General features: G+C 74.6%; 23 protein-coding genes. 12 read left to right on the forward strand and 11 right to left on the reverse strand.

What is annotated here, in order from left to right; translation table 11 throughout:
* The first annotated feature begins 3 nt into the window (after window positions 1-3).
* On the forward strand, window positions 4-711 hold the full coding sequence (locus ACFWJB_RS11665) for a futalosine hydrolase (protein ID WP_386921846.1): 708 nt from the start codon (window positions 4-6) through the stop codon (window positions 709-711).
* Window positions 701-1,549: a 1,4-dihydroxy-6-naphthoate synthase gene (locus tag ACFWJB_RS11670; protein WP_385458301.1), complete on the forward strand. Its 849-nt coding sequence runs from the start codon at window positions 701-703 to the stop codon at window positions 1,547-1,549. The genes ACFWJB_RS11665 and ACFWJB_RS11670 overlap by 11 nt, the downstream gene beginning before the upstream one ends.
* Before the next feature lie 19 nt (window positions 1,550-1,568).
* Here ACFWJB_RS11670 and ACFWJB_RS11675 read toward each other — a convergent pair whose 3' ends face one another.
* Window positions 1,569-1,952 carry a cold-shock protein gene (locus ACFWJB_RS11675; protein WP_385458302.1) on the reverse strand — a complete coding sequence of 128 codons (384 nt, stop codon included), beginning with the start codon at window positions 1,950-1,952 and terminating at the stop codon, window positions 1,569-1,571.
* A 150-nt stretch (window positions 1,953-2,102) separates the two neighbouring features.
* On the opposite strand from ACFWJB_RS11675, the gene ACFWJB_RS11680 reads away from it, so the two are divergent.
* Entirely contained in the window at window positions 2,103-2,369 is a 267-nt protein-coding gene (locus ACFWJB_RS11680) for a hypothetical protein (RefSeq protein WP_385458303.1), read from the forward strand.
* Here ACFWJB_RS11680 and ACFWJB_RS11685 read toward each other — a convergent pair.
* On the reverse strand, window positions 2,330-2,986 hold the full coding sequence (locus ACFWJB_RS11685; protein ID WP_385458304.1) for an HAD family hydrolase: 657 nt from the start codon (window positions 2,984-2,986) through the stop codon (window positions 2,330-2,332). The two genes, ACFWJB_RS11680 and ACFWJB_RS11685, sit on opposite strands and share 40 nt — an antisense overlap.
* A 248-nt stretch (window positions 2,987-3,234) precedes the next feature.
* Window positions 3,235-4,263 (reverse strand): hypothetical protein, encoded by a 1,029-nt coding sequence (locus tag ACFWJB_RS11690; protein ID WP_386921849.1) that lies wholly within the window; start codon window positions 4,261-4,263, stop codon window positions 3,235-3,237.
* Between the two features lie 146 nt (window positions 4,264-4,409).
* On the opposite strand from ACFWJB_RS11690, the gene ACFWJB_RS11695 reads away from it, so the two are divergent.
* The 3 genes from ACFWJB_RS11695 to ACFWJB_RS11705 all read left to right on the forward strand — a co-directional run bounded on the left by ACFWJB_RS11695 (window position 4,410) and on the right by ACFWJB_RS11705 (window position 9,282).
* Window positions 4,410-6,986 carry a helicase-associated domain-containing protein gene (locus ACFWJB_RS11695; RefSeq protein WP_386921851.1) on the forward strand — a complete coding sequence of 859 codons (2,577 nt, stop codon included), beginning with the start codon at window positions 4,410-4,412 and terminating at the stop codon, window positions 6,984-6,986.
* A gap of 365 nt (window positions 6,987-7,351) precedes the next feature.
* Window positions 7,352-7,555, forward strand: a complete 204-nt coding sequence (locus tag ACFWJB_RS11700; RefSeq protein WP_385458307.1) for a hypothetical protein — start codon at window positions 7,352-7,354, stop codon at window positions 7,553-7,555.
* Window positions 7,556-7,638: 83 nt separating this feature from the next.
* Window positions 7,639-9,282, forward strand: a complete 1,644-nt coding sequence (locus ACFWJB_RS11705) for a DNA repair helicase XPB (protein ID WP_385458308.1) — start codon at window positions 7,639-7,641, stop codon at window positions 9,280-9,282.
* Between the two features lie 4 nt (window positions 9,283-9,286).
* On the opposite strand, the gene ACFWJB_RS11710 is transcribed toward ACFWJB_RS11705, so the two are convergent.
* The gene (locus ACFWJB_RS11710) at window positions 9,287-9,472 is read right to left on the reverse strand and encodes a hypothetical protein (RefSeq protein ID WP_385458309.1); all 186 of its coding nucleotides are present in this window, start codon (window positions 9,470-9,472) and stop codon (window positions 9,287-9,289) included.
* 276 nt (window positions 9,473-9,748) lie between these two features.
* Here ACFWJB_RS11710 and ACFWJB_RS11715 point away from each other — a divergent pair, with 276 nt between their 5' ends.
* On the forward strand, window positions 9,749-11,794 hold the full coding sequence (locus tag ACFWJB_RS11715) for a HelD family protein (RefSeq protein ID WP_386921854.1): 2,046 nt from the start codon (window positions 9,749-9,751) through the stop codon (window positions 11,792-11,794).
* A 130-nt stretch (window positions 11,795-11,924) separates the two neighbouring features.
* On the opposite strand, the gene ACFWJB_RS11720 is transcribed toward ACFWJB_RS11715, so the two are convergent.
* A complete protein-coding gene (locus ACFWJB_RS11720; RefSeq protein ID WP_385458311.1) occupies window positions 11,925-12,614 on the reverse strand; it encodes a copper homeostasis protein CutC in 690 nt (229 codons plus the stop codon).
* Window positions 12,615-12,744: 130 nt separating this feature from the next.
* A complete protein-coding gene (locus tag ACFWJB_RS11725; protein WP_386921856.1) occupies window positions 12,745-13,428 on the reverse strand; it encodes a maleylpyruvate isomerase family mycothiol-dependent enzyme in 684 nt (227 codons plus the stop codon).
* A 47-nt stretch (window positions 13,429-13,475) separates the two neighbouring features.
* Here ACFWJB_RS11725 and ACFWJB_RS11730 point away from each other — a divergent pair, with 47 nt between their 5' ends.
* Complete coding sequence (locus ACFWJB_RS11730) at window positions 13,476-14,138, forward strand: hypothetical protein (protein WP_385458313.1); 663 nt, start codon at window positions 13,476-13,478, stop codon at window positions 14,136-14,138.
* A gap of 10 nt (window positions 14,139-14,148) precedes the next feature.
* Window positions 14,149-15,228, forward strand: coding sequence for a GNAT family N-acetyltransferase (locus ACFWJB_RS11735; RefSeq protein ID WP_386921858.1), 1,080 nt, complete (start codon window positions 14,149-14,151; stop codon window positions 15,226-15,228).
* Here the strand turns inward: ACFWJB_RS11735 and ACFWJB_RS11740 are convergent.
* Both ACFWJB_RS11740 and ACFWJB_RS11745 read right to left on the reverse strand, forming a co-directional pair.
* A complete protein-coding gene (locus ACFWJB_RS11740) occupies window positions 15,201-15,488 on the reverse strand; it encodes a DUF4031 domain-containing protein (RefSeq protein WP_385458315.1) in 288 nt (95 codons plus the stop codon). The genes ACFWJB_RS11735 and ACFWJB_RS11740 overlap by 28 nt on opposite strands.
* 10 nt (window positions 15,489-15,498) lie before the next feature.
* The gene (locus ACFWJB_RS11745) at window positions 15,499-15,882 is read right to left on the reverse strand and encodes a hypothetical protein (protein ID WP_385458316.1); all 384 of its coding nucleotides are present in this window, start codon (window positions 15,880-15,882) and stop codon (window positions 15,499-15,501) included.
* A gap of 55 nt (window positions 15,883-15,937) precedes the next feature.
* Here ACFWJB_RS11745 and ACFWJB_RS11750 point away from each other — a divergent pair, with 55 nt between their 5' ends.
* The 3 genes from ACFWJB_RS11750 (at window position 15,938) to ACFWJB_RS11760 (ending at window position 18,612) form a co-directional block, all read left to right on the forward strand.
* Window positions 15,938-16,891 (forward strand): MurR/RpiR family transcriptional regulator, encoded by a 954-nt coding sequence (locus ACFWJB_RS11750; protein WP_386921861.1) that lies wholly within the window; start codon window positions 15,938-15,940, stop codon window positions 16,889-16,891.
* 130 nt (window positions 16,892-17,021) lie between these two features.
* Entirely contained in the window at window positions 17,022-17,957 is a 936-nt protein-coding gene (murQ, locus tag ACFWJB_RS11755) for an N-acetylmuramic acid 6-phosphate etherase (protein WP_386921863.1), read from the forward strand.
* A 73-nt stretch (window positions 17,958-18,030) separates the two neighbouring features.
* Entirely contained in the window at window positions 18,031-18,612 is a 582-nt protein-coding gene (locus tag ACFWJB_RS11760) for a hypothetical protein (protein WP_385458319.1), read from the forward strand.
* A gap of 36 nt (window positions 18,613-18,648) precedes the next feature.
* Here the strand turns inward: ACFWJB_RS11760 and ACFWJB_RS11765 are convergent, their stop codons facing one another.
* The 3 genes from ACFWJB_RS11765 to groL form a co-directional block, all read right to left on the reverse strand.
* Window positions 18,649-19,221, reverse strand: coding sequence for a dihydrofolate reductase family protein (locus ACFWJB_RS11765; protein WP_386921865.1), 573 nt, complete (start codon window positions 19,219-19,221; stop codon window positions 18,649-18,651).
* Window positions 19,222-19,375: 154 nt separating this feature from the next.
* Window positions 19,376-20,506, reverse strand: a complete 1,131-nt coding sequence (locus ACFWJB_RS11770; protein ID WP_386921867.1) for an NADH:flavin oxidoreductase — start codon at window positions 20,504-20,506, stop codon at window positions 19,376-19,378.
* A gap of 227 nt (window positions 20,507-20,733) precedes the next feature.
* The gene (gene groL / locus ACFWJB_RS11775; protein ID WP_189233956.1) at window positions 20,734-22,356 is read right to left on the reverse strand and encodes a chaperonin GroEL; all 1,623 of its coding nucleotides are present in this window, start codon (window positions 22,354-22,356) and stop codon (window positions 20,734-20,736) included.
* Window positions 22,357-22,666: the final 310 nt, after the last annotated feature.

Consider the following 22,666-nt stretch of genomic DNA (forward strand, 5'->3'; position numbering starts at 1 on the left):
TCCGTGCGCGTCCTCGTGGCCACCGCGGTCCCCGCCGAACGGGACGCGGTGGCTCGGGCGTTCCCGGGGCCGGCGGTGGAGACGCCCCGGCCCGGTACAGTCCTCCACCGGCTGCCGGAGGGGCCCGACCTGCTGGCGGCCGGTGTCGGCCCCGCCCTCGCCGCCGCCTCCACCGCTGCCGCCCTGACCGCGGCGGCCCTGGACGGCGCCCCGTACTGCCTCGTCGTCTCGGCCGGCATCGGCGGCGGCTTCGCGCCCGGCGCGCCCGTCGGCTCCCTCGTCGTCGCCGACGAGATCACCGCCGCCGACCTGGGCGCCGAGACCGCCGACGGCTTCCTGCCGGTGACCGACCTCGGCTTCGGCGCCGTCACCCACCGCCCGCCCGCCGGACTCGTCGGCCGGGTGGCCGCCGCGACCGGGGCCCGCCCCGGCACCGTCCTGACCGGATCCACCGTCACCGGGACCGCCGAACGCGCCGCGCTGCTGCGCGCCCGCCACCCCCGCGCCCTCGCCGAGGCCATGGAGGGCTTCGGCGTCGCCGAGGCCGCCGCCGCGCACGGGGTGCCCGTGCTGGAACTGCGCGCGGTCTCCAACCCGGTCGGCCCGCGCGACCGCGCCGCGTGGCGCATCGGCGACGCGCTCGCGGCCCTGACGGACGCCTTCGGGAAGCTCGCACCCGTCCTCGGAAGTTGGAACCCCCATGAGCAGTGACACCTTGCGCATCGCGTACTCACCCTGCCCGAACGACACCTTCGTCTTCGACGCCCTGGCCCACGGCCGCGTCCCCGGCGCGCCCGCCCTCGACGTGACGTTCGCCGACATCGACATCACCAACGGCATGGCCGAGCGCGGCGAGTTCGACGTGCTGAAGGTGTCGTACGCGGTGCTGCCGTACGTCCTCGGCGAGTACGCCCTGCTGCCCTGCGGCGGAGCGCTGGGCCGGGGCTGCGGGCCGCTCGTGCTGACCCGGGAGGCGGGAACCGACCTGCGGGGCCGTACCGTCGCCGTGCCGAGCGAGAAGTCGACGGCGTACCTGCTGTTCCGGCTGTGGGCGGCGGACACCGTGCCCGGCGGGGTCGGCGAGATCGTCGTCATGCCCTTCCACGAGATCATGCCGGCCGTGCGGGACGGGAAGGTCGACGCGGGCCTCGTGATCCACGAGGCCCGCTTCACGTACCAGAACTACGGGCTGCACAAGCTCGCCGACATGGGCGAGCACTGGGAGCACACCACCGGGCTGCCGATCCCGCTCGGCGCGATCATCGCCAAGCGATCGCTGGGCGCCGAGGCGCTGACGCGGCTCGCCGACTCCGTCCGCGCGTCCGTGCGCGCGGCGTGGGACGACCCCGAGGCGTCCCGCCCGTACGTGATGGAACACGCCCAGGAGATGGACCCGGCCGTCGCCGACCAGCACATCGGGCTGTACGTCAACGAATTCACCGCCGGCCTGGGCGAGGCCGGCTACGCGGCCGTGCGCGGGCTGCTGACCCGCGCGGCGGCCGAGGGACTGGTGCCGGCCCTCGGCCCGGACGCGCTGGAATTCCCCTGAAAAGGGCCGGCCGGTACGGCTATACGTCGAGCTGGTCGGCGACCGCGCGGAGCAGGCCCGCGATTTTCTTTCCGGAGGCCTTCTCGGGGTAACGGCCCTTCTCCAGCATCGGCGTGATGTTCTCGAGGAGGGTCGTCAGGTCCTGCACGATGGAGGCCAGTTCGTCCGGCTTCCTGCGCTGCGCGGCGGCGACCGACGGGGCCGGCTCCAGCAGGGTCAGGGACAGGGCCTGGTCGCCGCGCTGGCCGGCGACGACGCCGAACTCCACGCGCTGGCCCGGCTTCAGGGCCTCGACTCCGGCGGGGAGGACCGAGGAATGGACGAAGACGTCACCGCCGTCGTCACGGGAGAGAAAGCCGAAGCCCTTCTCACTGTTGAACCACTTGACCTTGCCGGTAGGCACGTCTGTCCTCGTCCTCGTACTCGTCGGAAAACTGCTCTTGATAGCACTCGGGCGGGTCGAGGGACCCGCCGGTACCCAGGCTAATGGTCTTCACGCCGGTGACAAGACGTCTCCCGGTCGTTCCTTCGGGCAGGGAACTACCCTGGTCGGGTGCGTGACAAAACCCGAACGAATTCCGCGGAGCCCGGTGACCGGCTGATCCGCGCCGGTGTGATCGTCTTCTTCGTCGGCGCCGTGGCCACACTGGTCACGGTGGCCCCGCTGCTGCTGGGGACGACGCCCTTCCCGACCTACATGTTCGGCCTGAGCATGCTCATGGGGGTGGGCTTCCTGGTCGCCGGCGCGGGCGTGCTCCGGTCGATCGCGGCGGGGCGGCGTCAGGCGCGCGCCGTGCCGGGCCCGTCGGCGCCGCGGTAGCCCGCGAGCCACTCGGGGAACTCCGTCAGGGCGGCGAGGACGACGTCGGCGCCCGCGGTGCGCAGTTCCTCGGCGTCGCACGGTCCGCTGGCCACGGCGACGGAGAGGGCGCCGGCCGTGCGGGCGCCGCGGACGTCGCCGACGTGGTCGCCGACGTACACGTCGGCGGCGTGCTCGCGCAGCGCCACGGCCTTCTGCTCGGCCCACAGGTCGCCGATCACCGCGTCCGGCGCCATGCCGAGGTGCTCCAGGTGCAGCTTGGCGTTGGGCTCGTACTTGGCGGTGACGACGATCGCCCGTCCGCCGGCCGCCCGCACCGCCTCGATCGCCTCACGGGCGCCGGGCAGCGCGGTCGTGGCGGTGACGGCGTACGCCGGGTACATCTCCCGGTACAGGGCGGCGGTGGCCTCGACCTCCTCGGCGGGGAACCAGTGCGCCAGCTCCTCCACGAGCGGCGGCCCGAGCCGGGTGACGGCCAGGTCGGCGTCGACGTACGTCCCCGTCCGCTCCGACAGCGCCAGATAGCAGGCGCGGATGCCGGGACGGGAGTCGATCAGCGTCATGTCGAGGTCGAACCCGACGGTGGGCGCGGGCACGGGGTGGATCACGGAGGCCATACCGCCATTGTGCCGGGCCGCCCGCCCCGCCCAACTGCGGGCGGTCGCGGGCACAGCCCCGCCGCCGCCCCGCCCGACTGCGGGCAGTCGTGCCGCTGGGGCGATGGGGGTCCCCCGCTCGAGCGAAGACGAGAGTGGGGGAGGGTGGGCGCAGCGGCACCCCGTGACGCCGGGCCGCGCACCCGACCGCCGGCTCGGCCCGGAGCCGGGCGCCTTCCCCCCAGGAACCCGCCCGGGGCGGGCCCCGCTCAGGCCCCGGACCGGCGCGCGCGCCAGAGGAGGTACAGCGCCGTGGCGACGGCCGCGCACCGCAGCACCCACGGCCACGTCTCGGCGACCGCGTCGTTCATGTGCCCCTCGGCGATCGGTTCGCCCCAGCGTCCCTCCGTCCGGCCCCAGAGCCACACCACACCCGCCGCCAGCACCGTGCCCGGCAGCCCCAGCACCGCCCACTTCGCCTGGACCGGGGTCAGCCGCCGGGAGAGGTAGGCGATCAGCCAGCCCAGGCCGAGCGGGACGAGACTGCCGAGCACGGCGCCGGCGAGCAGCAGGGCGGCGGCGAGCAGCAGGAGCGGGTTGTTCCAGCCTCCCTCGGGCCACAGGCGGCGGCGCGCAGCGCGCGCGGGGCGGGACCGGCCCGGCTTCCCGGCGGGCGGGGCCACCGCCTCCGCCGCCTCGTCCTCCGCCGGTGCCTTCCGCCCGGCGCCGCCCTTGCCGCCCTTGCCGTCCTTCTCGCCCGGCTCCCCGGGCGGGGGCCTGAGCAGGTCAGCGATCTCCACGCCGCCGACGAACCCCGGCACGCTGTCGCCGCCGCCCCCGAAGGGCCCGTCGTCCACCCGCCACCAGTCCGGCTGCACGGTGCTGTCCCCCAGCTCCCGCGCGCTCGCCAGATGCGGTGGGGAGGCGGCGGGCTCGGGCGCGGCCTCGGCGGGGCGGGGCCGCGGTACGGCGCGCCGCAGGCCCTTGCGCTTCGGACGGCTCTCCGGCTCGCCGTCCCGCTGCTCGGGCACGGCGGCGGACGGCTCCCGGACCGCCCCGCCGGACCCGCCGGTGCCGCCCGCCGCGTCGACGACGTCGTCGGGGCTGCCGAGCCGGTCCAGGATCCGGCGGACGGCGGCCGGGCTGTCGACCGTGGTCTTCGCCCGGTGCCGGTCGATCTCGTTGCGCAGCTCGGACACCAGCCGCATGCGGGTGGCCGACGGCAGCTGCCGTTGCTGGGCCACGTCGCCGACGCGGCTCAGATACTCGTAGACGACCTGGTCGCTCTCGATCCCCACGAACAACCCCTCCGGGACGGGTGAGTGGTGACGTCCCGTCGGACGAAGGTACCGAAAGTTCCCGGATGCGGCTGACGCCCCCGCGTACCGGACCGCCCCGCGCACGAGCGGCCCCGCCGTCGTGCCCACCCGCTAACGTTGGCCGGATGAGCACCGAGGAGAAGTCCGCGGCCCCCCGGTCCCTCGCGGAAGCGCTCCGCGCGCGGGACGACGTCTCGCTGGCGGCCCTCCTGCGCAGCCGGCCCGACCTCATCACCCCCGTGCCCACGGACCTCACCCAGCTCGCCACCCGGGCCGGCACCCGGGCCTCGGTGGTGCGGGCGCTGGAGCGGCTGGACCGGTTCACGCTGCAGACGGCGGAGGCGCTGGCCGTGGCGGCGGACCCGGCGACGTACGGCGAGCTGCTCGGCCTCATGGCCGGTGACGACGGGGACCCGGCCGTCGCCGGTGCCCTGCCGCGGGCCGTCGCCCTCCTGCGCGAACAGGCCCTGGTGTGGGGCGGCGACGACCGGCTGCGGCTGGTGCGCACGGCCCGGGAGCTGCTCGCGCCCTCCCCGCAGCATCCGTCCCCGACCGGCCTCGGGCCCACCGTGCGGGAGGCCGCGGCGGGGATGTCGCCCGGCCGCGTCCAGGAGATCCTGACCACCGTCGGCCTGCCCTCGACCCACGACTCCGTCACCGCCCTGGCCGCGCTCGGCGACCTGTTCACCGACCGGGAGCGGATGGCGGACCTGCTGGCCGAGCTGCCCGCGGGCTCCCTCGAGGTGCTGGACCGCCTGGTCTGGGGCCCGCCCTACGGCCAGGTCACCCACGACCCGGCGCCCCACCTGCGCCGGCTGCTGGACCACGGTCTGCTGCTGCCGACCGCGCCCGGCACCGTCGTCCTGCCCCGCGAGGCCGCCCTGCACCTGCGCGCCGGCCGGGCGCACCGCGCGGTCGAACCGGTGCCGCCGCCGGTGGAGGCCGCCGCCGCGCACCGTCCACAGGTGGTGGACGCCACCGCGGCCGGCCAGGCCCTCGCGGCGCTGGCCACCGTCGAGGAGCTGCTGAAGGACTGGCACGAGGGGGGCCCGGCGGTGCTGCGGGCCGGCGGGCTGAGCGTGCGCGACCTGAAGCGGACGGCCGTCGCGCTGGACGTGCCCGAGCCGGTCGCCGCGTTCTGGACCGAGCTGGCCTACGCGGCCGGGCTGCTGGCCTCCGACGGGGAGGCGGACGAGCGGTACGCGGCGACCCCGGCGTACGACGAGTGGCGCGAGCTGCCCGCCGCCGAGCGCTGGGCGCGGCTCGCCGAGGCGTGGCTGACGGCCACCCGGACTCCGGGGCTGGTCGGCGGGCGGGACGCCAAGGACCGTACGCTCTCGGCGCTCGGCCCGAACCTGGACCGGTCGGCGGCGCCCGAGGTGCGGCACCGGGTGCTGGCCCTGCTGGCCGGGCTGCCGGAGGGGTCCGCGCCGGCCGGGGAGTCGGTGCTGGCCAGGCTCCGCTGGGAGCGTCCGCTGCGGGGGCCGCGGCGGGACGGGCGGGACGGCCAGGAGGACGACCTGCGCACCCGCCTCGCCCGGTGGACGCTGTCCGAGGCGGAGCTGCTGGGCGTCACCGGGCGCGGTGCGCTGGCGGCGCCGGGGCGGGCGCTGATCGGGGCGCCGGAACCGCCCCGGGCGGCGGACGCGCCGGAGGACTCCGACGGACCCGGTGCCAAGCTCCCGGTCCACCACCACCGCACGCCCGCCGCGCTCCCGTCGCCGAGCCCCGCCGAGCGGGCGGCCGCCACCGAGCGGGCCGCCCGGCTGCTGGCGCCCCTGCTGCCCGAGCCGCTGGACCACGTGCTGCTGCAGGCCGACCTGACGGCGGTGGCGCCGGGGCCGCTGGAGCGTCCGCTCGCGGACGTGCTGGAGGTGCTCGCGGACGTGGAGTCCAGGGGCGGGGCCACCGTCTACCGGTTCACGCCGGGCTCGGTGCGCCGTGCGCTGGACGCCGGCCGGACCGCCGCCGACCTGCACGCCTTCCTCGCCCGGCACTCCCGTACGCCGGTGCCGCAGCCGCTGACGTACCTGATCGACGACGTGGCCCGGCGGCACGGGCAGCTGCGGGTCGGGGCCGCGTCGGCGTACGTGCGGTGCGACGACGACGCGACGCTGGACGAGATCCTCGCCGACAAGCGGGCCGCCGGCCTCGGCCTGCGCCGCCTCGCCCCCACCGTGCTGGCCGCGCAGACCGGCCCGGGCGCGCTGCTGGAGGGGCTGCGCGCGATGGGGTTCGCGCCGGCCGCCGAGTCCGCCGGGGGCGACGTGCTGATCGCCCGTGCCGACGCCCACCGGACACCGCCGCGGGCGGCACCCGAGCCGGTCCCGGACGGCCCGCCGGTGCCCGACGACACCCTGCTGGCGGCCGCGATCCGCGCCGTCCGGGCGGGTGACCTGGCGTCCACCGCCCCGCGCAAGCCGGGCCCGGCCACCGGCGGGGGCACGCCGGCCGCGGACGGCGAGCTGCCCCGCACGGGCGCGGCCGAGACGCTCGCCACCGTGCAGGCGGCCGTGCTGACCGGCGAGGCGCTGTGGATCGGTTACGTGAACGCCGAGGGCGCCGCCAGCCAGCGCGTCATCGCCCCGATCCGGGTCGAGGGCGGATTCGTGACGGCGTACGACCACACGGCGGACGAGGTGCGCACGTATCCGCTGCACCGGATCACGGGCGTGGCGGAGCTCGCCGACGACGCGACCTGAGGTCCTGCGCCCCGCGGCCGCGCACACCTGGTGGCGCAGCGGTGCGCACTTTCGGGCGTACGGGACGGTTCATGCACGCCACGCCGGACTTTTCGCACGCGCGGGGGAGCTTTGCCCGTGTCCCGCATCGGCCTGCCGGGGCGGGGGCAGCCACCGGGTGTCCTGGTGCCGAACCGAAAGGAACCCTCCGGATGCGTGCCGCGCGTCATGTCGTCACCGCAGAGGCCGCCGAGGCCGCCGCGGCCGGCATCGACCCGGGCGAGGGGCTCGCCCTCTGACCCGTCCGTCCCGCATCCCGCCGTCCACGGGCCGGCCCCAGCCCTCTCCCTGGAGCCGGCCCGTCCCGCGAAAGGCCGGACCGTCCCGTGCACACGAAGCTTCCCGAAACCGCCCGCCCCGCCGTCGCCGTCTCCGTCGCCGCCCTGATCACCGCGGCCGCCCTCTTCGGCTCGCTCGCCCCCGAGGTCACCGGGCCGCCGCTGCCGCTGCCGACGGCGGGCGTCGATCCGCCGGTCACCGCGGGGATCACCGGGGAGGGCCCGCTGGCCGGGCGTCTCACGCGGCGGTAGCCGCCCCTTCGCGCCGCGATCAGGCACACTGGACGATTGGCCGTGCCGTCGTCCGGCCGTACGCACGCGAAAGGGTGCCGCCCGTGAATGGTCCGCTCATCGTCCAGTCCGACAAGACCCTGCTCCTGGAAGTCGACCACGAGCAGGCCGACGACTGTCGCCGGGCCATCGCGCCCTTCGCCGAACTGGAGCGGGCGCCGGAGCACATCCACACCTACCGGGTGACGCCGCTGGGCCTGTGGAACGCGCGGGCGGCGGGTCACGACGCGGAGCAGGTCGTGGACGCGCTCGTGCAGTACAGCCGCTACCCGGTGCCGCACGCGCTGCTCGTCGACATCGCCGAGACGATGGACCGCTACGGCCGCCTCACCCTCTCCAAGCACCCCGCGCACGGACTGGTCCTGACGACCACCGACCGGCCGGTGCTGGAGGAGGTCCTGAAGTCGAAGCGGATCGCGCCGCTGGTCGGCGCCCGCATCGATCCCGACACGGTGGCCGTGCACCCCTCCGAGCGCGGGCAGATCAAGCAGACGCTGCTCAAGCTGGGCTGGCCGGCCGAGGACCTCGCCGGATACGTCGACGGCGAGGCGCACCCGATCGAGCTGGCCGAGGACGGCTGGGCGCTGCGCCCGTACCAGAAGCAGGCCGTGGAGAACTTCTGGCACGGCGGCAGCGGTGTCGTCGTCCTGCCGTGCGGCGCGGGCAAGACGCTGGTCGGGGCCGGGTCGATGGCTCAGGCCAAGTCGACGACGCTGATCCTCGTCACCAACACCGTCTCGGCCCGGCAGTGGAAGCACGAGCTGGTGAAGCGGACCTCGCTGACCGAGGACGAGATCGGCGAGTACAGCGGGACGAAGAAGGAGATCCGGCCCGTCACGATCGCCACCTACCAGGTGCTGACGACGAGGCGGAAGGGCGTCTACCCGCACCTGGAGCTGTTCGACTCCCGGGACTGGGGGCTGATCGTCTACGACGAGGTGCACCTGCTGCCGGCGCCGGTCTTCAAGTTCACCGCCGACCTCCAGGCGCGCCGGCGGCTCGGCCTGACCGCGACGCTGGTCCGCGAGGACGGCCGCGAGTCGGACGTGTTCTCGCTCATCGGCCCCAAGCGCTTCGACGCGCCGTGGAAGGAGATCGAGGCGCAGGGCTACATCGCGCCCGCCGACTGCGTCGAGGTCCGGGTCAACCTCACCGACTCCGAGCGGCTCGCGTACGCCACCGCCGAGACGGAGGAGAAGTACCGCTTCTGCGCGACGACCGCGACCAAGCGGAAGGTGACGGAGGCGATCGTGCGCCGCTTCGCCGGGCAGCAGATCCTCGTCATCGGCCAGTACATCGACCAGCTCGACGAACTGGGCGAGCACCTGGGCGCGCCGGTCATCAAGGGCGAGACGTCCAACGCCCAGCGGGAGAAGCTCTTCGAGTCCTTCCGGCAGGGCGAGATCAGCGTCCTCGTGGTGTCGAAGGTCGCGAACTTCTCCATCGACCTGCCGGAGGCGACGGTCGCCGTGCAGGTGTCGGGCACCTTCGGTTCGCGGCAGGAGGAGGCCCAGCGCCTGGGCCGGGTGCTGCGCCCCAAGGCCGACGGCCACCAGGCGCACTTCTACTCGGTGGTCGCCCGCGACACCCTCGACCAGGACTTCGCCGCCCACCGCCAGCGCTTCCTGGCGGAACAGGGCTACGCGTACCGGATCATGGACGCGGACGAGCTGCTGGCGGAGGGCTGAGGCGTCACCGGCGGCGGACGCCGGCCTCCTCGCCGTACTCGCCGAGGACGACCACGTCGAAGGCGGCGCCCGCGAACACCTTGACGGCGCGCACGGCGTCACCGAGCCTGTGCCGGTGGCTGCCGGCCACGGGCGTGGCGCCGGGCGGGCGGCCCGGTGCCGGGGCGGGGGAGATGGTTGCTGCGCTCATGTCTCCATAGTGCGATTCCGGACATACGGCTGTCATCGGTCTCCGGACCGACCCCGTGCCGCCGTCCGCTACGACCGTGGAGGGAGCGCGTCCCCGACCTTCCGGGGCCCGGTCCCCTAGGGGGTGGCGGAAACCGTTGGCCCGCGCCGCGTCCGGTCCCCTAGAATCTCCGCTCTTGCCCGCCTCCCTCACGGAGCGCCGCCGGCCGGACGGAAACCGGCCGGCCCCTCGCGCAGCCCGCGCCCGACGAACCGCAGGTCATCCGGAGGCACCCCCTTGTCCACGCCCGTCCACGACGACCCCCTGTCCCGCGAGCGCGCCCACCTGGCCGCGTCCCGTTCCGCGCTGCGGGCCATGCGGGAGGACGTCGAGTCCCTCGACATCAGCGACGTCACCGCGAACTGGGTCAACGCCGCGGTGCTGGAAGCCCAGATCGAGGACCGCATCAAGGCGCTCGCCGACCTCAGCGACACCCCGCTGTTCTTCGGCCGGCTCGACTACCTGAACGCCCCCGGGGCGGAGCGGGCGGAGGGTGGGGAAGGGGAGCGTTTCTACATCGGGCGCCGGCACGTCCATGACGCGGACGGCGACCCGATGGTGATCGACTGGCGTGCGCCGGTCTCGCAGCCCTTCTACCGGGCGTCGAAGAAGGACCCGCTGGACGTCGGGCTGCGCCGCCGCTTCGGGTACACCGGCGGGGACCTGACGGCGTACGAGGACGAGCACCTGTCCGACCCGGCCGAGGCGGCGGCCACCAGCAAGCTGCTCCAGCAGGAGATCGAGCGGCCCCGCGTCGGCCCGATGCGGGACATCGTGGCGACCATCCAGCCCGAGCAGGACGAGATCGTGCGCGCCGGGCTCGCCGGGTCGGTCTGCGTGCAGGGCGGCCCCGGCACCGGCAAGACCGCCGTCGGCCTGCACCGGGTCGCCTACCTGCTGTACGCCCACCGCGAGCGGCTCGCCCGCGCCGGCACCCTGGTCATCGGGCCGAACAAGTCCTTCCTGCACTACATCGAGCAGGTCCTGCCCGCGCTCGGCGAGCTGACGGTCCGCCAGGCCACCGTCGACGACCTGGTCGCGCACGTCGAGGTGCGCGGCACGGACGACGCCGCGGCGGCGGTGATCAAGGGCGACGCGCGGATGGCGGAGGTGCTGCGCCGGGCCCTGTACTCGCACGTCACGCCGCCCGCCGAGGGGATCGTGGTCGTGCGCGGCTCGCGCCGCTGGCGGGTGGCGGCGTACGAGCTGGAGGAGATCGTCCGCGAGCTGCTGGCCCGAGACATCCGCTACGGCGCCGCCCGCGAGGCCCTTCCGCAGCGCGTCGCGCACGCCGTGCTGGTGCAGATGGAGCGGGCGGGCGAGGCCCCGGACGACCGGGTGCAGAACGCGGTGGCGCGCAACGCCGCGGTGAAGGCGGCGGTCAAGGCCGTCTGGCCGCAGGTCGACCCGGCGAAGCTGGTGCTGCGCCTGCTGACCGACGCGGACTTCCTCGCCGAGCACGCCGAGGGCGTCCTCACCGAGGACGAGCAGAAGGCGATCCTGTGGGTGAAGCCGGCCCGCTCGGTGAAGTCCGCCCGGTGGGCGCCCGCCGACGCCGTGCTGATCGACGAGGCGACCGACCTGATCGAGCGCACCCACTCCCTGGGGCACGTGGTGCTCGACGAGGCGCAGGACCTGTCCCCCATGCAGTACCGCGCGGTGGGCCGGCGCTGCACCACCGGCTCGGCGACGGTCCTCGGCGACCTGGCGCAGGGCACCACGCCCTGGGCGACGCGGAGCTGGGAGGAGGCGCTGGCCCACCTGGGCAAGGGCGAGGCGGTGATCGAGGAGCTGACGGCCGGTTTCCGCGTGCCGACGGACGTCATCACGTACGCCTCGCGGCTGCTGCCGTCCATCGCGCCCGGGCTGACGCCGGTGGCGTCGATCCGTGAGAACCCGGGCTTCTTCGAGATCCGCGCGGCACAGGGGACGGCCGGTGTGGTGGCGGCGTGCCGCGAGCTGCTGTCGCGGGAGGGATCGGTCGGCCTGATCGCCGCCGACGCGCGCGTGCCGGAGCTGGCGGACGCGCTCGCCGCCGCCGGGATCGGCCACCTCGGCCCCGGCGAGGAGACCACCCACGCCACCCGCCTGACCCTGGTCCCGGCCTCGCTGGCCAAGGGCCTGGAGTACGACTACGTGGTCCTGGACGAGCCGCGGGCCGTGGTCGACGGCGAGCCCGACGAACGCACGGGCCTGCGCCGGCTGTACGTGTGCCTGACCCGAGCGGTCTCGGGGCTGATCGTGACGCACGGCACGGACCTGCCCCCGCAGCTGACCGCCTGAGCCGGCACGGTGCCGGGCGACGGACGCGGCGCGGCGCGGCCCCGTCGCCGCGGCGTCGGTGCCCGCGAGGGCGCCCGAGTGGCCGCGCGGACGGTGGCACCGGCGCCCCCGCCGGACCGGCCGGGGGTGCTCAGCCCCCCAGCACCCGCCGCCACTGGGCGACGGCCTGCTCCGACACCGGGCCGTCCCACCCCGCGGGCCGTGCCGCGCCGCCGATGTGGAAGCCGTCGATCCCCGCCTCCAGCAGCCCCGGCACGTGCTCCAGCCGCAGGCCGCCCCCGACCAGCAGCTGCTGCTCGTACCCCGGCTCACCCCGCCGCCGCGCCTCCGCGAGCAGCACGCCCATGCCCTCGTCCACGCCGCCGGCCGCCCCGGCGGTCAGATACGTGTCCAGCCCCGGGAAGTCCGCGAGCCGCTTGCGCACCGCGTCCCGGTCCGCGGCCCGGTCGATGGCCCGGTGGAAGGTCCACCGGCACCCCCGCAGCGCCCCGGCGATCCGCTCCACCGCCCGTACGTCCACGTCGCCGTCCGCGTCGAGGAACCCGAGCACGAACTGGTCCGCCCCCGCCTCCCGCATCTCGACGGCGACCCGCGTCAGCCGCTCGACGTCCCCGGCGTCGAACCCGTCCGCGAGCCGCAGCATCACCCGCAGGTCGATGTCGACGGCGGCGCGGATCGCGGCGACGGTCCCGGCCGACGGGGTGAGGCCGTCGGCCGCCATGTCGGTGACCAGTTCGAGGCGATCCGCGCCTCCGGCCTGGGCGGCGACCGCGTCCTCGACGTCGAGGGCGATCACCTCCAGGACTGCACGCTTGCTCATGGGACCCCATTCGTCGGGCTTCGTCGGCTTGCTCGGCTGTCCGGACCGCTACAGGTCTAGTCCAATCCAAGCCTACGCCCCGGCCGCCCGCCAGGGGATACCTTCCCCTCCCCTCGGGACCGGCCGCCGCTCAGCCGCCGAAGATGTTCAGCTCCGCCGCCTCGACCCCGGCGAGCTCGTAGCCGGCCCCGGCGTCCACCGGCCGCCCCGCGTACAGCCGCACCAGCGTCGGCGCGTCGCCGATGAACCGCCCCGGCGGCCGCGCGCCGCTCACCTCGCCCAGCTTCAGCGGCTCGTCCACGTCGTCGAGGTCGGCGTGCAGCGGGACGTGGCCGAGGTCCCGGGTGACCGTGGTCAGCAGCGTGAGCGCGTCCGGCAGCCCGCGCCCCGCGTACGCCCCCGGCTCGCCGAAGGCCACCCGCACATCACCGGCGTGCACCCACTCGCCCAGCGCGACCCGGTCCAGCACACCGCCCGCCCGGCCGATCACCGGCCCGGCCTCGGTCATGCCGCGTTCCAGCTCGTCGACGATCCGGGCGTTCGCCCAGTCGGCGCGCTCGGCGATGTCCCGGTCGTTGGACGCGGGCGAGAAGACGCCCTTCTCGAAGCGGCGCTCCACCACCCTCATCAGCGCGGCCGAGCAGTGCGCCAGCACGTCCCGCACGGTCCAGCCCGGACACGCCGCCACCGGCAGCGCGAAGTCGTCGTCGGCCCGGGACCGCAACAGCGGCACCAGTTCGTCCCGTTCGACGGCCAGCAGCCGCCCGGGCAGTTCGGGGTCGCGTACGTCGTGCACGTCAGCAGGAGTCGTCATGGGCTCCACGCTAGGGGGCAGCGGGCCGATCGCGGGAGAATGAGGGCATGCCCGATCCCGACGCCCTGCGCGCCCGCTTCGCCCGTGCCCTGAACGGAGCCCGGGGCTCCGGCACCGGACCGGACCCGGCGCCGTACGCCGGCAACCTGCTCGCCCGCTGGCAGGAGCCCCAGCGGCGCTATCACACGCTGGATCACCTCACCGCCGTCCTCGACCGCGTCGACGAACTGGAGGGGTACGCGGACGACCCCGACGTCGTACGGCTGGCCGCCTGGTTCCACGACGCGGTCTACCTGCCCGAGCGCTCCGAGAACGAGGAGCGGTCGGCGCGGCTGGCCGAGCGCGCGCTGCCCGAGGCCGGCGTGCCGGCGGGGAAGACCGCCGAGGTGGCCCGGCTGGTGCGGCTCACCGTCTCCCACGACCCCGCCGACGACGACCGCGACGGACAGGTGCTGTGCGACGCCGACCTGGCGGTCCTCGCCTCGCCCCCGTCGGCGTACGCCGCCTACACGGCCGCCGTCCGCGCGGAGTACCACTTCGTGCCGAACGACGCCTTCCGCGGGGGACGCGCGGCGATTCTCCGCCAACTCCTCTCCCTCCCCAGGCTGTTCCGTACGCCGCACGGCCGGCGGGAGTGGGAGGCGACCGCACGCCACAACCTCGTCGGAGAGCTGGAAATGCTGTCGCCCGACGGTGACCCGGCCCCGTAACGTGCCCCGCATGCGGACCATGGGCGGGGATCAGGTGGAAGAGGCGGTGGCGGGCGCGGTGGCGCTGCTCCGCACGGCGGCGGACCGGGACTGGGAGGGGGTGCGGGCCGGGCGGCTGGAGTGGACCTGCCGGTACACGGCGGAGCATGTGGCGGGCGACCTGATCGCCTACGCGGGCCAGCTCGCCGGACGCGCCACCGGCGCCTACGTGCCGTTCGAGATCACCCTCGACGACGGCACCGGCAACGAGGACGTCCTCCAGGTGATCGAGACGACCGGCGCGCTGCTGGCCGCCACCGTCCGCACCACCCCCCGCGAGGTCCGCGCCTTCCATCCGTACCCGTTCCGCAGCGCCGACCGCGAGGGCTTCGCCGCGATGGGCGTCACCGAGGTCCTGGTGCACACGCACGACATCGCCGTGGGCCTCGGCCTCGCCTACGAGCCGCCCGCCGGGCTGTGCGAGGACGTGCTGACCCGGATCTTCCCGCAGGTCCAGCCGGGCTCCGACCCCTGGCGCACCCTGCTGTGGGCCACCGGCCGCGGTGAGCTGCCCGGACGCGCCCCGCTCACCGAGTGGCGCTGGAGCAACAACCTCGTGATCCCCACCGGGCGCCTCACCCTCCAGGGCGTCACCCCCGCCGCCGCCGCCGACCTCGCCGCGGAGGGCGACGGCGGGTTCGTGTGGGTCGACGGCGGGCCGTACCAGGGCACGCGGGACGCCGCCGGGATGCTGCTGAAGGCGTACGAGGCGGGCGTGCACCGGCCGGAGTGGGGGGTGTTCACGCTCGTGCGCACGGAGGACGGGCGCGCGGTCGGCGGCATCGGCTTCCACGGCCCGCCCGACGAGGACGGCCGGGTGGAGATCGGCTACGACCTCGCCGAGGCCGCCCGGGGCCACGGGTACGCCACCGAGGGCCTGCGCGCGCTGTCCGCGTGGGCGCTGGAGCGCGAGGAGGTGACGTCCGTGTTCGCCCGGACCGAGCCCGGCAACCTGCCGTCCCAGGCCGTCATCGCGCGCGCCGGCTTCACGCGGGTCGCGGGCGAGGGCGAGGAGGAGTTCGCCTACGAGCTGCGCGGCTCGCGCGGCTGACCCGCGCCCTTGCGCCGGCGCAGCCCCGCCCCGTGCAGCAGCCGTACGACCTCGCGGCTGCTGACCTCCAGGGCGCCGGCGGACACGGCGTCCGCGTACCGGTGGGCGGGGAGGTCGTAGTGGTCGCGTTCGAAGGCGCGGCGCGGCACGCCCAACGTCTCGGCGAAGGCGTGCAGTTCGGCGAAGGACACGTCACTGACGAGGTGCGACCACAGGCGGCCGTGGCCCGGCCACTGCGGCGGATCGATGTAGACGGTCACCGGGGCGTCCTCACGACGACTGCGCACCGCCCGTGGCGGCACCCAGCGAGCCGACCGCCGCGACCTTCACCCCGGCCTTGCCGCACACCCAGTGCGGGTCCGGGCCCAGTTCGGGTTCGACGTCCAGCGCGTGCGGGTCGCCGGAGCCGCACACCGGGCACAGCGGCCAGCGGCCGTACCGCTCCAGCAGGGCGTCCTGGACGTCCTGCGCGACGAGTCCGGCCACGAACTCCGCGCCCTCGGGCCACTGCTCGACCCACCAGCGCCGCTGCACGACGGACTCCTCGACGAGCGACACGACGTCCGCCTCGGCCACCTGGCCCGCCACCAGGTCGGCGAGCACGAGGGCGCGTGCGGCGTGCAGGGCCTGCTCCAGGGGGCTGATGGGGTCCATGCCCCCATTGTGCGCACTCTTGACCCGCAGACCGAAACGAAAATATCTTTCATGAGTGACCGATGACGTGAAGGAAACTTTCGCGAACGCGTCCGGCGGCCGCCGCGCCGGCGGAGGCGGCGGCGCACCGCCCGCGCCCGCCGCCCTCGCGGCCAAGGTGCGCACGCTGGCACCGTCGATGACCCGCTCCATGCAGCGGGTCGCCGAGGCCGTCGCGGGCGACCCGGCCGGCTGCGCGGCCCTCACGGTCACCGGCCTCGCCGAGCTGACCGGCACCAGCGAGGCCACCGTCGTGCGCACCGCCCGCCTGCTCGGCTACCCCGGTTACCGGGATCTGCGCCTCGCGCTCGCCGGGCTCGCCGCGCAGCAGCAGTCGGGGCGCGCCCCCGCCATCACGACCGACATCGCGGTCGACGACCCGATCGGCGACGTCGTCGCCAAGCTGGCCTACGACGAGCAGCAGACCCTCGCCGACACCGCCGCCGGACTGGACACCGTCCAGCTCGGCGCGGCCGTCGCCGCCCTCGCCGTCGCCCGCCGCACCGACGTGTACGGCATCGGCGCCTCCGGGCTGGTCGCCCAGGACCTCACCCAGAAGCTCCTGCGCATAGGGCTGATAGCCCACGCCCCGAGCGACCCCCACCTCGCCGTGACCAACGCGGTGCAGCTGCGGGCCGGGGACGTCGCCCTCGCCATCACGCACTCCGGGTCGACCGGGGACGTCATCGAGCCGCTGCGGGTCGCCTTCGAACGCGGTGCGACGACCGTCGCGATCACCGGCCGCCCCGACAGCCCCGTCACGCAGTACGCCGACCACGTACTGACCACGTCCACGGCGCGGGAGAGCGAGCTGCGGCCGGCGGCGATGTCCTCGCGGACCAGCCAACTGCTGGTCGTGGACTGCCTGTTCGTGGGGGTGGCGCAGCGCACGTACGAGTCGGCCGCGCCGGCGCTGGCGGCCTCCTACGAGGCGTTGGCCCACCGGCACGGGTCGCGCGGCAGACCGTAAGGACCCGATCACCGCGGGCGGCCGCGGCCGGGCCCGGCCGTCCGCGCCCGCGCGGCGGAGCCGCGCACCGGAAGCAGCCCGCGCCCGGCGGGCAGGTACAGACACCGAAGTCGAAGAGAGCCGCTGCCACATGACCTCCACCCCCCATCACCCCGATCTCCGCTCCCAGTTGGAGACCATGACGACCGAGGCGTTCCGGCCCGAGCTGGCCGAGATCGACCGGATGTCCACCCTCGACATCGCGCGGGCGATGAACGGCGAGGACAGCACCGTGCCCGCCGCCGTCGCGGCGCGGCTGCCCGAGATCTCCGCCGCCGTCGACGCCATCGCCGCCCGGATGAGCCGGGGCGGCCGGCTGGTCTACGCGGGCGCCGGCACCGCCGGCCGGCTCGGCGTGCTGGACGCCTCGGAGTGCCCGCCCACCTTCAACACCCGGCCGGGGCAGGTCGTCGGCCTGATCGCGGGCGGCCCGGAGGCCATGGTCACCTCCGTCGAGGGCGCCGAGGACTCGGCCGGGCTGGCCCGTGCCGACCTCGACGCCCTCGGTCTCACCGCCGACGACGCGGTGGTCGGCGTGTCCGCCTCCGGGCGCACGCCGTACGCCGTCGGCGCCGTCGAGCACGCCCGCGCGCTCGGTGCGCTGACCGTCGGCCTGGCCTGCAACGCGGGCAGTGCGCTGGCCGCCGCCGCCGAGCACGGCATCGAGGTCGTCACCGGCCCCGAGCTGATCACCGGCTCCACCCGGCTGAAGGCCGGCACGGCGCAGAAGCTGGTCCTCAACATGCTGTCGACGATCACGATGATCCGGCTCGGCAAGACGTACGGGAACCTGATGGTCGACGTCCGCGCCTCCAACGAGAAGCTGCGCGCCCGCTCCCGCCGGATCGTCGCGCTCGCCACCGGTGCCGGGGACGCGGAGATCGAGCGGGCCCTGGCCGCCACCGACGGCGAGGTCAAGCACGCCATCCTGACCCTGCTGGCCGATGTGGACGGCCCGACGGCCGCCCGCCTCCTGGCGGACTCCGACGGTCATCTGCGCGCCGCGCTGGCGGCGGCGAACGGCTGACCGCACGCCGGGCGCCGGCCCCCGGGCGGCGCAGCGGGCGGGTTCGCCGGCGCCGTGTGCGACCCTGAGGAGCATGAACCACGCCCAGCTGACCGCCCTGGGCCGCGCCCTGCGTCTCCTCGGTGAGCACGGCGAGGCCCTGACCGCCGACACGCCGGACGCCAAGCTCCACGAGATCCGCGCCGACCTGAAGCGCGCGCTGGACCAGCTGGAGGAGAGCGTCACCACGGCGGCCCCCAGCACGCGCTGCCCCGAGCACCCGAACGGGCCGGTGGACAAGGCCGCCCCCGACCTGTGCCTGCTGTGCGAGACCCGCCGCCGTGCCGCCCGCCGCGCCGAGTACAACGGCGGCCCCCTCCCGGCCCGGTCCGCCGAGCCGGTCCCGTCCCGCTACGGGGTGCGCGGCGACCGTCCGCAGCCCCAGCAGCGCTGGCTGCCGGAGCTGTGGAACGGCCAGGCGTGGCAGCTGTGCGGCACACCGCGCCGCGACCGCCGCGAGGCCGAGCTGTACATCGCCGCACAGCTGCGCGCCCCGCGCGCGGCCATGGCGTACCGGCTGGTGCACGAGTTCACGGACTACGAGGTGCTGCGCGTGTGGGGGACGCCGGTGCGGGTGGACGTCGAGCCGATGGGCGGAGGCGGCCCGGTCGGCTGACGCCGGCACCGGCGGGCGATGCCGGCGTCACCGGTGTCAGCGGACGACGTCGAAGACGTTCTTCTGGATGCCGTTGGCGTAGGCCTCGTGCTCGACGAGCCGCAGCCGCTGGGTGTCCTTGTCCGTGTCGCTGAACAGCCGCTTCCCTGCTCCGAGGAGCAGCGGGAAGACCAGCAGGTGGTAGCGGTCGACGAGGCCGGCGTCCGAGAGGGCCCGGTTGAGGGTGGCGCTGCCGTGCACGATGATCGGGCCGCCCTCCGTCTCCTTCAGCGCGGCGACGTCGTCGAGCGAGCCCAGGATCGTGGTCTCGCCCCAGTTCGCCACCAGGTCGCCGTCGGTGAGGGTGGTGGAGACGACGTACTTCGGCATCACCTTGTAGTCGGCGAAGTCCGCCATGTCCGGCCAGACCGCGCTGAACGCCTGGTAGCTGACCCGGCCGAGCAGCATCGCGCCGGCCTCCTTCTGCTCCCGGCCCTTGATCTCGTACGCCTCGGGGAGGAACTCCAGGTCCTTGAAGGTCCAGCCCGCGTTCCGGTAACCGGCCTCGCCGCCGGGCGCCTCCACGACACCGTCGAGCGAGACGAAGGCGGTGCTGATCAGCGTGCGCATCTGGGGTTCTCCTGGGTGTCTCGTGGTTCCGGGTCTCCCGTGGCTCCGGGTGTCCCGTGCTGCCCTCACCCTGTACGACCGCGGCGACCGTGAGAACTCATCGGTCGCCGTGTCGCTCCTCCGGCCGGTCGTCGTGTCCCGAGCGGGCCGGGGGTCAGCTCAGGGTCTTCAGCGCCGCCGCGTCGAAGGGGGTCAGCTCGTCGAAGCGGCCGTCGAGGACCTTCCGGGCCCACTGCGGGTCCTGGAGGAGGGCGCGGCCGACGGCGACGAGGTCGAACTCGTCGCGCTCCATGCGGTCCAGGAGGTCGTCGAGGCTGCCGAGCGCGGCGCCCTCGCCCTGGAACGCCTTGCCGAACTCGCCGTCGAGCCCGACCGAGCCGACCGAGATGGCGGTCTTCCCGGTCAGCTTCCTGGTCCAGCCGGCCAGGTTGAGGTCGGAGCCGTCGAACTCGGGTCGCCAGTAGCGGCGGGTGGAGGCGTGGAAGGCGTCGACGCCGGCCGAGGCGAGCGGGGCGAGGATCGCGTCCAGCTCCTCGGGGGTCTCGGCGAGGCGGGCGTCGTAGGCGTCCTGCTTCCACTGGGAGTAGCGGAAGATCACCGGGAACTCGGCCGAGACCCGCTCCCGCACGGCGGCCACGATCTCCGCGGCGAACTTCGTCCGGGCCACCGGGTCGCCGCCGTAGGCGTCGGTGCGGCGGTTGGTGCCGGCCCACAGGAACTGGTCGACCAGGTAGCCGTGGGCGCCGTGGATCTCCACGCCGTCGAAGCCGATGCGCTCCGCGGCGGCGGCGGCCTCCGCGAAGGCGCCGATGACGTCGTCCAGGTCGCGCTGGGTCATGGCCTTGCCGGTGACCTCGTCCTCGCCGATGCGCAGGCCCGAGGGACCGACGGCGGGGGCGTCGGGGAACGGCTGGTCACCCTGCTTGCGCACCATCCCGATGTGCCAGAGCTGCGGCACGATCGTGCCGCCCGCCGCGTGCACGGCGTCGGCGACCTTCGCCCAGCCGGCCAGCTGCTCCTCGCCGTGGAAGCGCGGCACGCGGTCGCTCTGCCCGGCGGAGTCGTGGCCGACGTACGTGCCCTCGGTGACGATCAGACCGACACCGGCGGCGGCGCGGCGCGAGTAGTACGAGACCACGTCCTCGCCGGGGATGCCGCCCGGGGAGAACATGCGGGTCATCGGCGCCATCGCGATCCGGTTCGGTACGGTCAGGCCGTTGATGACGGTGGGGCGGGCGAGGATCCGCGCGGCGCGCGAGGCGGCGTCGGGGGCGGTGACGGTCATGGGGGCTCCTCGGGGGTACCAGTCGGTATGTGCATACGCATGCATGCCTGCATCCGTGCAACCGGCACACCCGCCACCACCATTCCGGCGGCCTGCCATCCGTGACCCGGCTCACACACGCCCGCGGTGCCACGGGGCACGACGCGCCCGAGGGCGGCACCCCCGGCCGTGGCCAGGGGTGCCGCCCTCGGTACGTGAAGGACGGTCGATCAACCGGAACCGGTCGATCAGAAGTCCATGTCACCGCCCGGCATGCCGCCCGGGGCGGCCGCGGCGGCCTTCTCCGGCTTGTCGGCGATGACGGCCTCGGTGGTGAGGAACAGCGCGGCGATGGAGGCGGCGTTCTGCAGCGCGGAACGGGTCACCTTCGCCGGGTCGATGATGCCCTCGGCGATCATGTCGACGTACTCACCGGTCGCGGCGTTCAGGCCGTGGCCGACGGTCAGGTTGCGGACCTTCTCCACGACGACGCCGCCCTCGAGACCACCGTTGACGGCGATCTGCTTCAGCGGGGCCTCCAGGGCGAGCTTCACGGCGTTGGCGCCGGTCGCCTCGTCACCCGTGAGCTCCAGCTTCTCGAAGACCTGGGAGGCCTGGAGCAGGGCCACGCCACCACCGGCGACGATGCCCTCCTCGACGGCCGCCTTCGCGTTGCGAACGGCGTCCTCGATGCGGTGCTTGCGCTCCTTGAGCTCGACCTCGGTGGCGGCACCGGCCTTGATGACGGCCACGCCGCCGGCCAGCTTCGCCAGACGCTCCTGGAGCTTCTCGCGGTCGTAGTCCGAGTCGCTGTTCTCGATCTCGGCGCGGATCTGGTTGACCCGGCCCTGGACCTGCTCGGCGGAGCCGGCGCCGTCCACGATCGTGGTCTCGTCCTTGGTGATGACGACCTTGCGCGCCTTGCCCAGCAGGTCGAGGGAGGCGTTCTCCAGCTTGAGGCCGACCTCCTCGGAGATGACCTCGCCGCCCGTGAGGATGGCGATGTCGCCGAGCATGGCCTTGCGGCGGTCGCCGAAGCCCGGGGCCTTGACGGCGACGGACTTGAAGGTGCCGCGGATCTTGTTGACGACCAGGGTCGACAGGGCCTCGCCCTCGACGTCCTCGGCGATGATCAGCAGCGGCTTGCCCGACTGCATGACCTTCTCCAGGAGCGGCAGCAGGTCCTTGACGTTGCCGATCTTGGAGTTGGCGATGAGGATGTACGGGTCGTCGAGCGACGCCTCCATCCGCTCCATGTCGGTGGCGAAGTACGCCGAGATGTAGCCCTTGTCGAAGCGCATACCCTCGGTGAGCTCCAGCTCCAGACCGAAGGTCTGGGACTCCTCGACGGTGATGACGCCTTCCTTGCCGACCTTGTCCATGGCCTCGGCGATGAGCTCGCCGATCTGGGTGTCGGCGGCGGAGATGGAGGCCGTGGAGGCGATCTGCTCCTTGGTCTCGACATCCTTGGCCTGCTCGAGCAGGGCGGCGGAGACGGCCTCGACGGCCTTCTCGATACCGCGCTTGAGGGCCATCGGGTTGGCGCCGGCGGCCACGTTGCGCAGACCCTCGCGCACCAGGGCCTGGGCGAGGACGGTCGCGGTGGTCGTACCGTCACCGGCGACGTCGTCCGTCTTCTTGGCGACTTCCTTGACCAGCTCGGCGCCGATCTTCTCGTACGGGTCCTCGAGCTCGATCTCCTTGGCGATGGAGACACCGTCGTTGGTGATCGTGGGCGCGCCCCACTTCTTCTCGAGGACGACGTTGCGGCCCTTGGGGCCGAGCGTCACCTTGACGGCGTCCGCGAGCTGGTTCATGCCGCGCTCGAGGCCGCGCCGCGCCTCCTCGTCGAACGCGATGATCTTGGCCATGTGAAGTGGTCCCTCCAGGACTGGGGGTGATTCCTTCGGACCGCGCCCGCGCCCGCGACGGACGGCTCGCCGGCCTCGTGGGTTCCTTCCCCACCCGGCCCGCGGGCCTCACCGACCCGGTCCTCGTTGTCACTCTCACCTTCAGAGTGCTAACGCAATGATTAGCACTCGCCCCTGTCGAGTGCAAGCGCCTCCCGGGGATCGAGCCGCTCGCTCAGCCGCCCGCGAACACCGGCCCGCGCGGACCCCCGGGGTCCGGACATGGGCCCGGGCAGGCCGAAGGGCCCGCACCCCAGGGGGTACGGGCCCT

The sequence above is a fragment of the Streptomyces sp. NPDC127100 genome (genome assembly GCF_042724095.1).
In the GTDB taxonomy this organism is placed as follows: Bacteria; Actinomycetota; Actinomycetes; order Streptomycetales; family Streptomycetaceae; genus Streptomyces.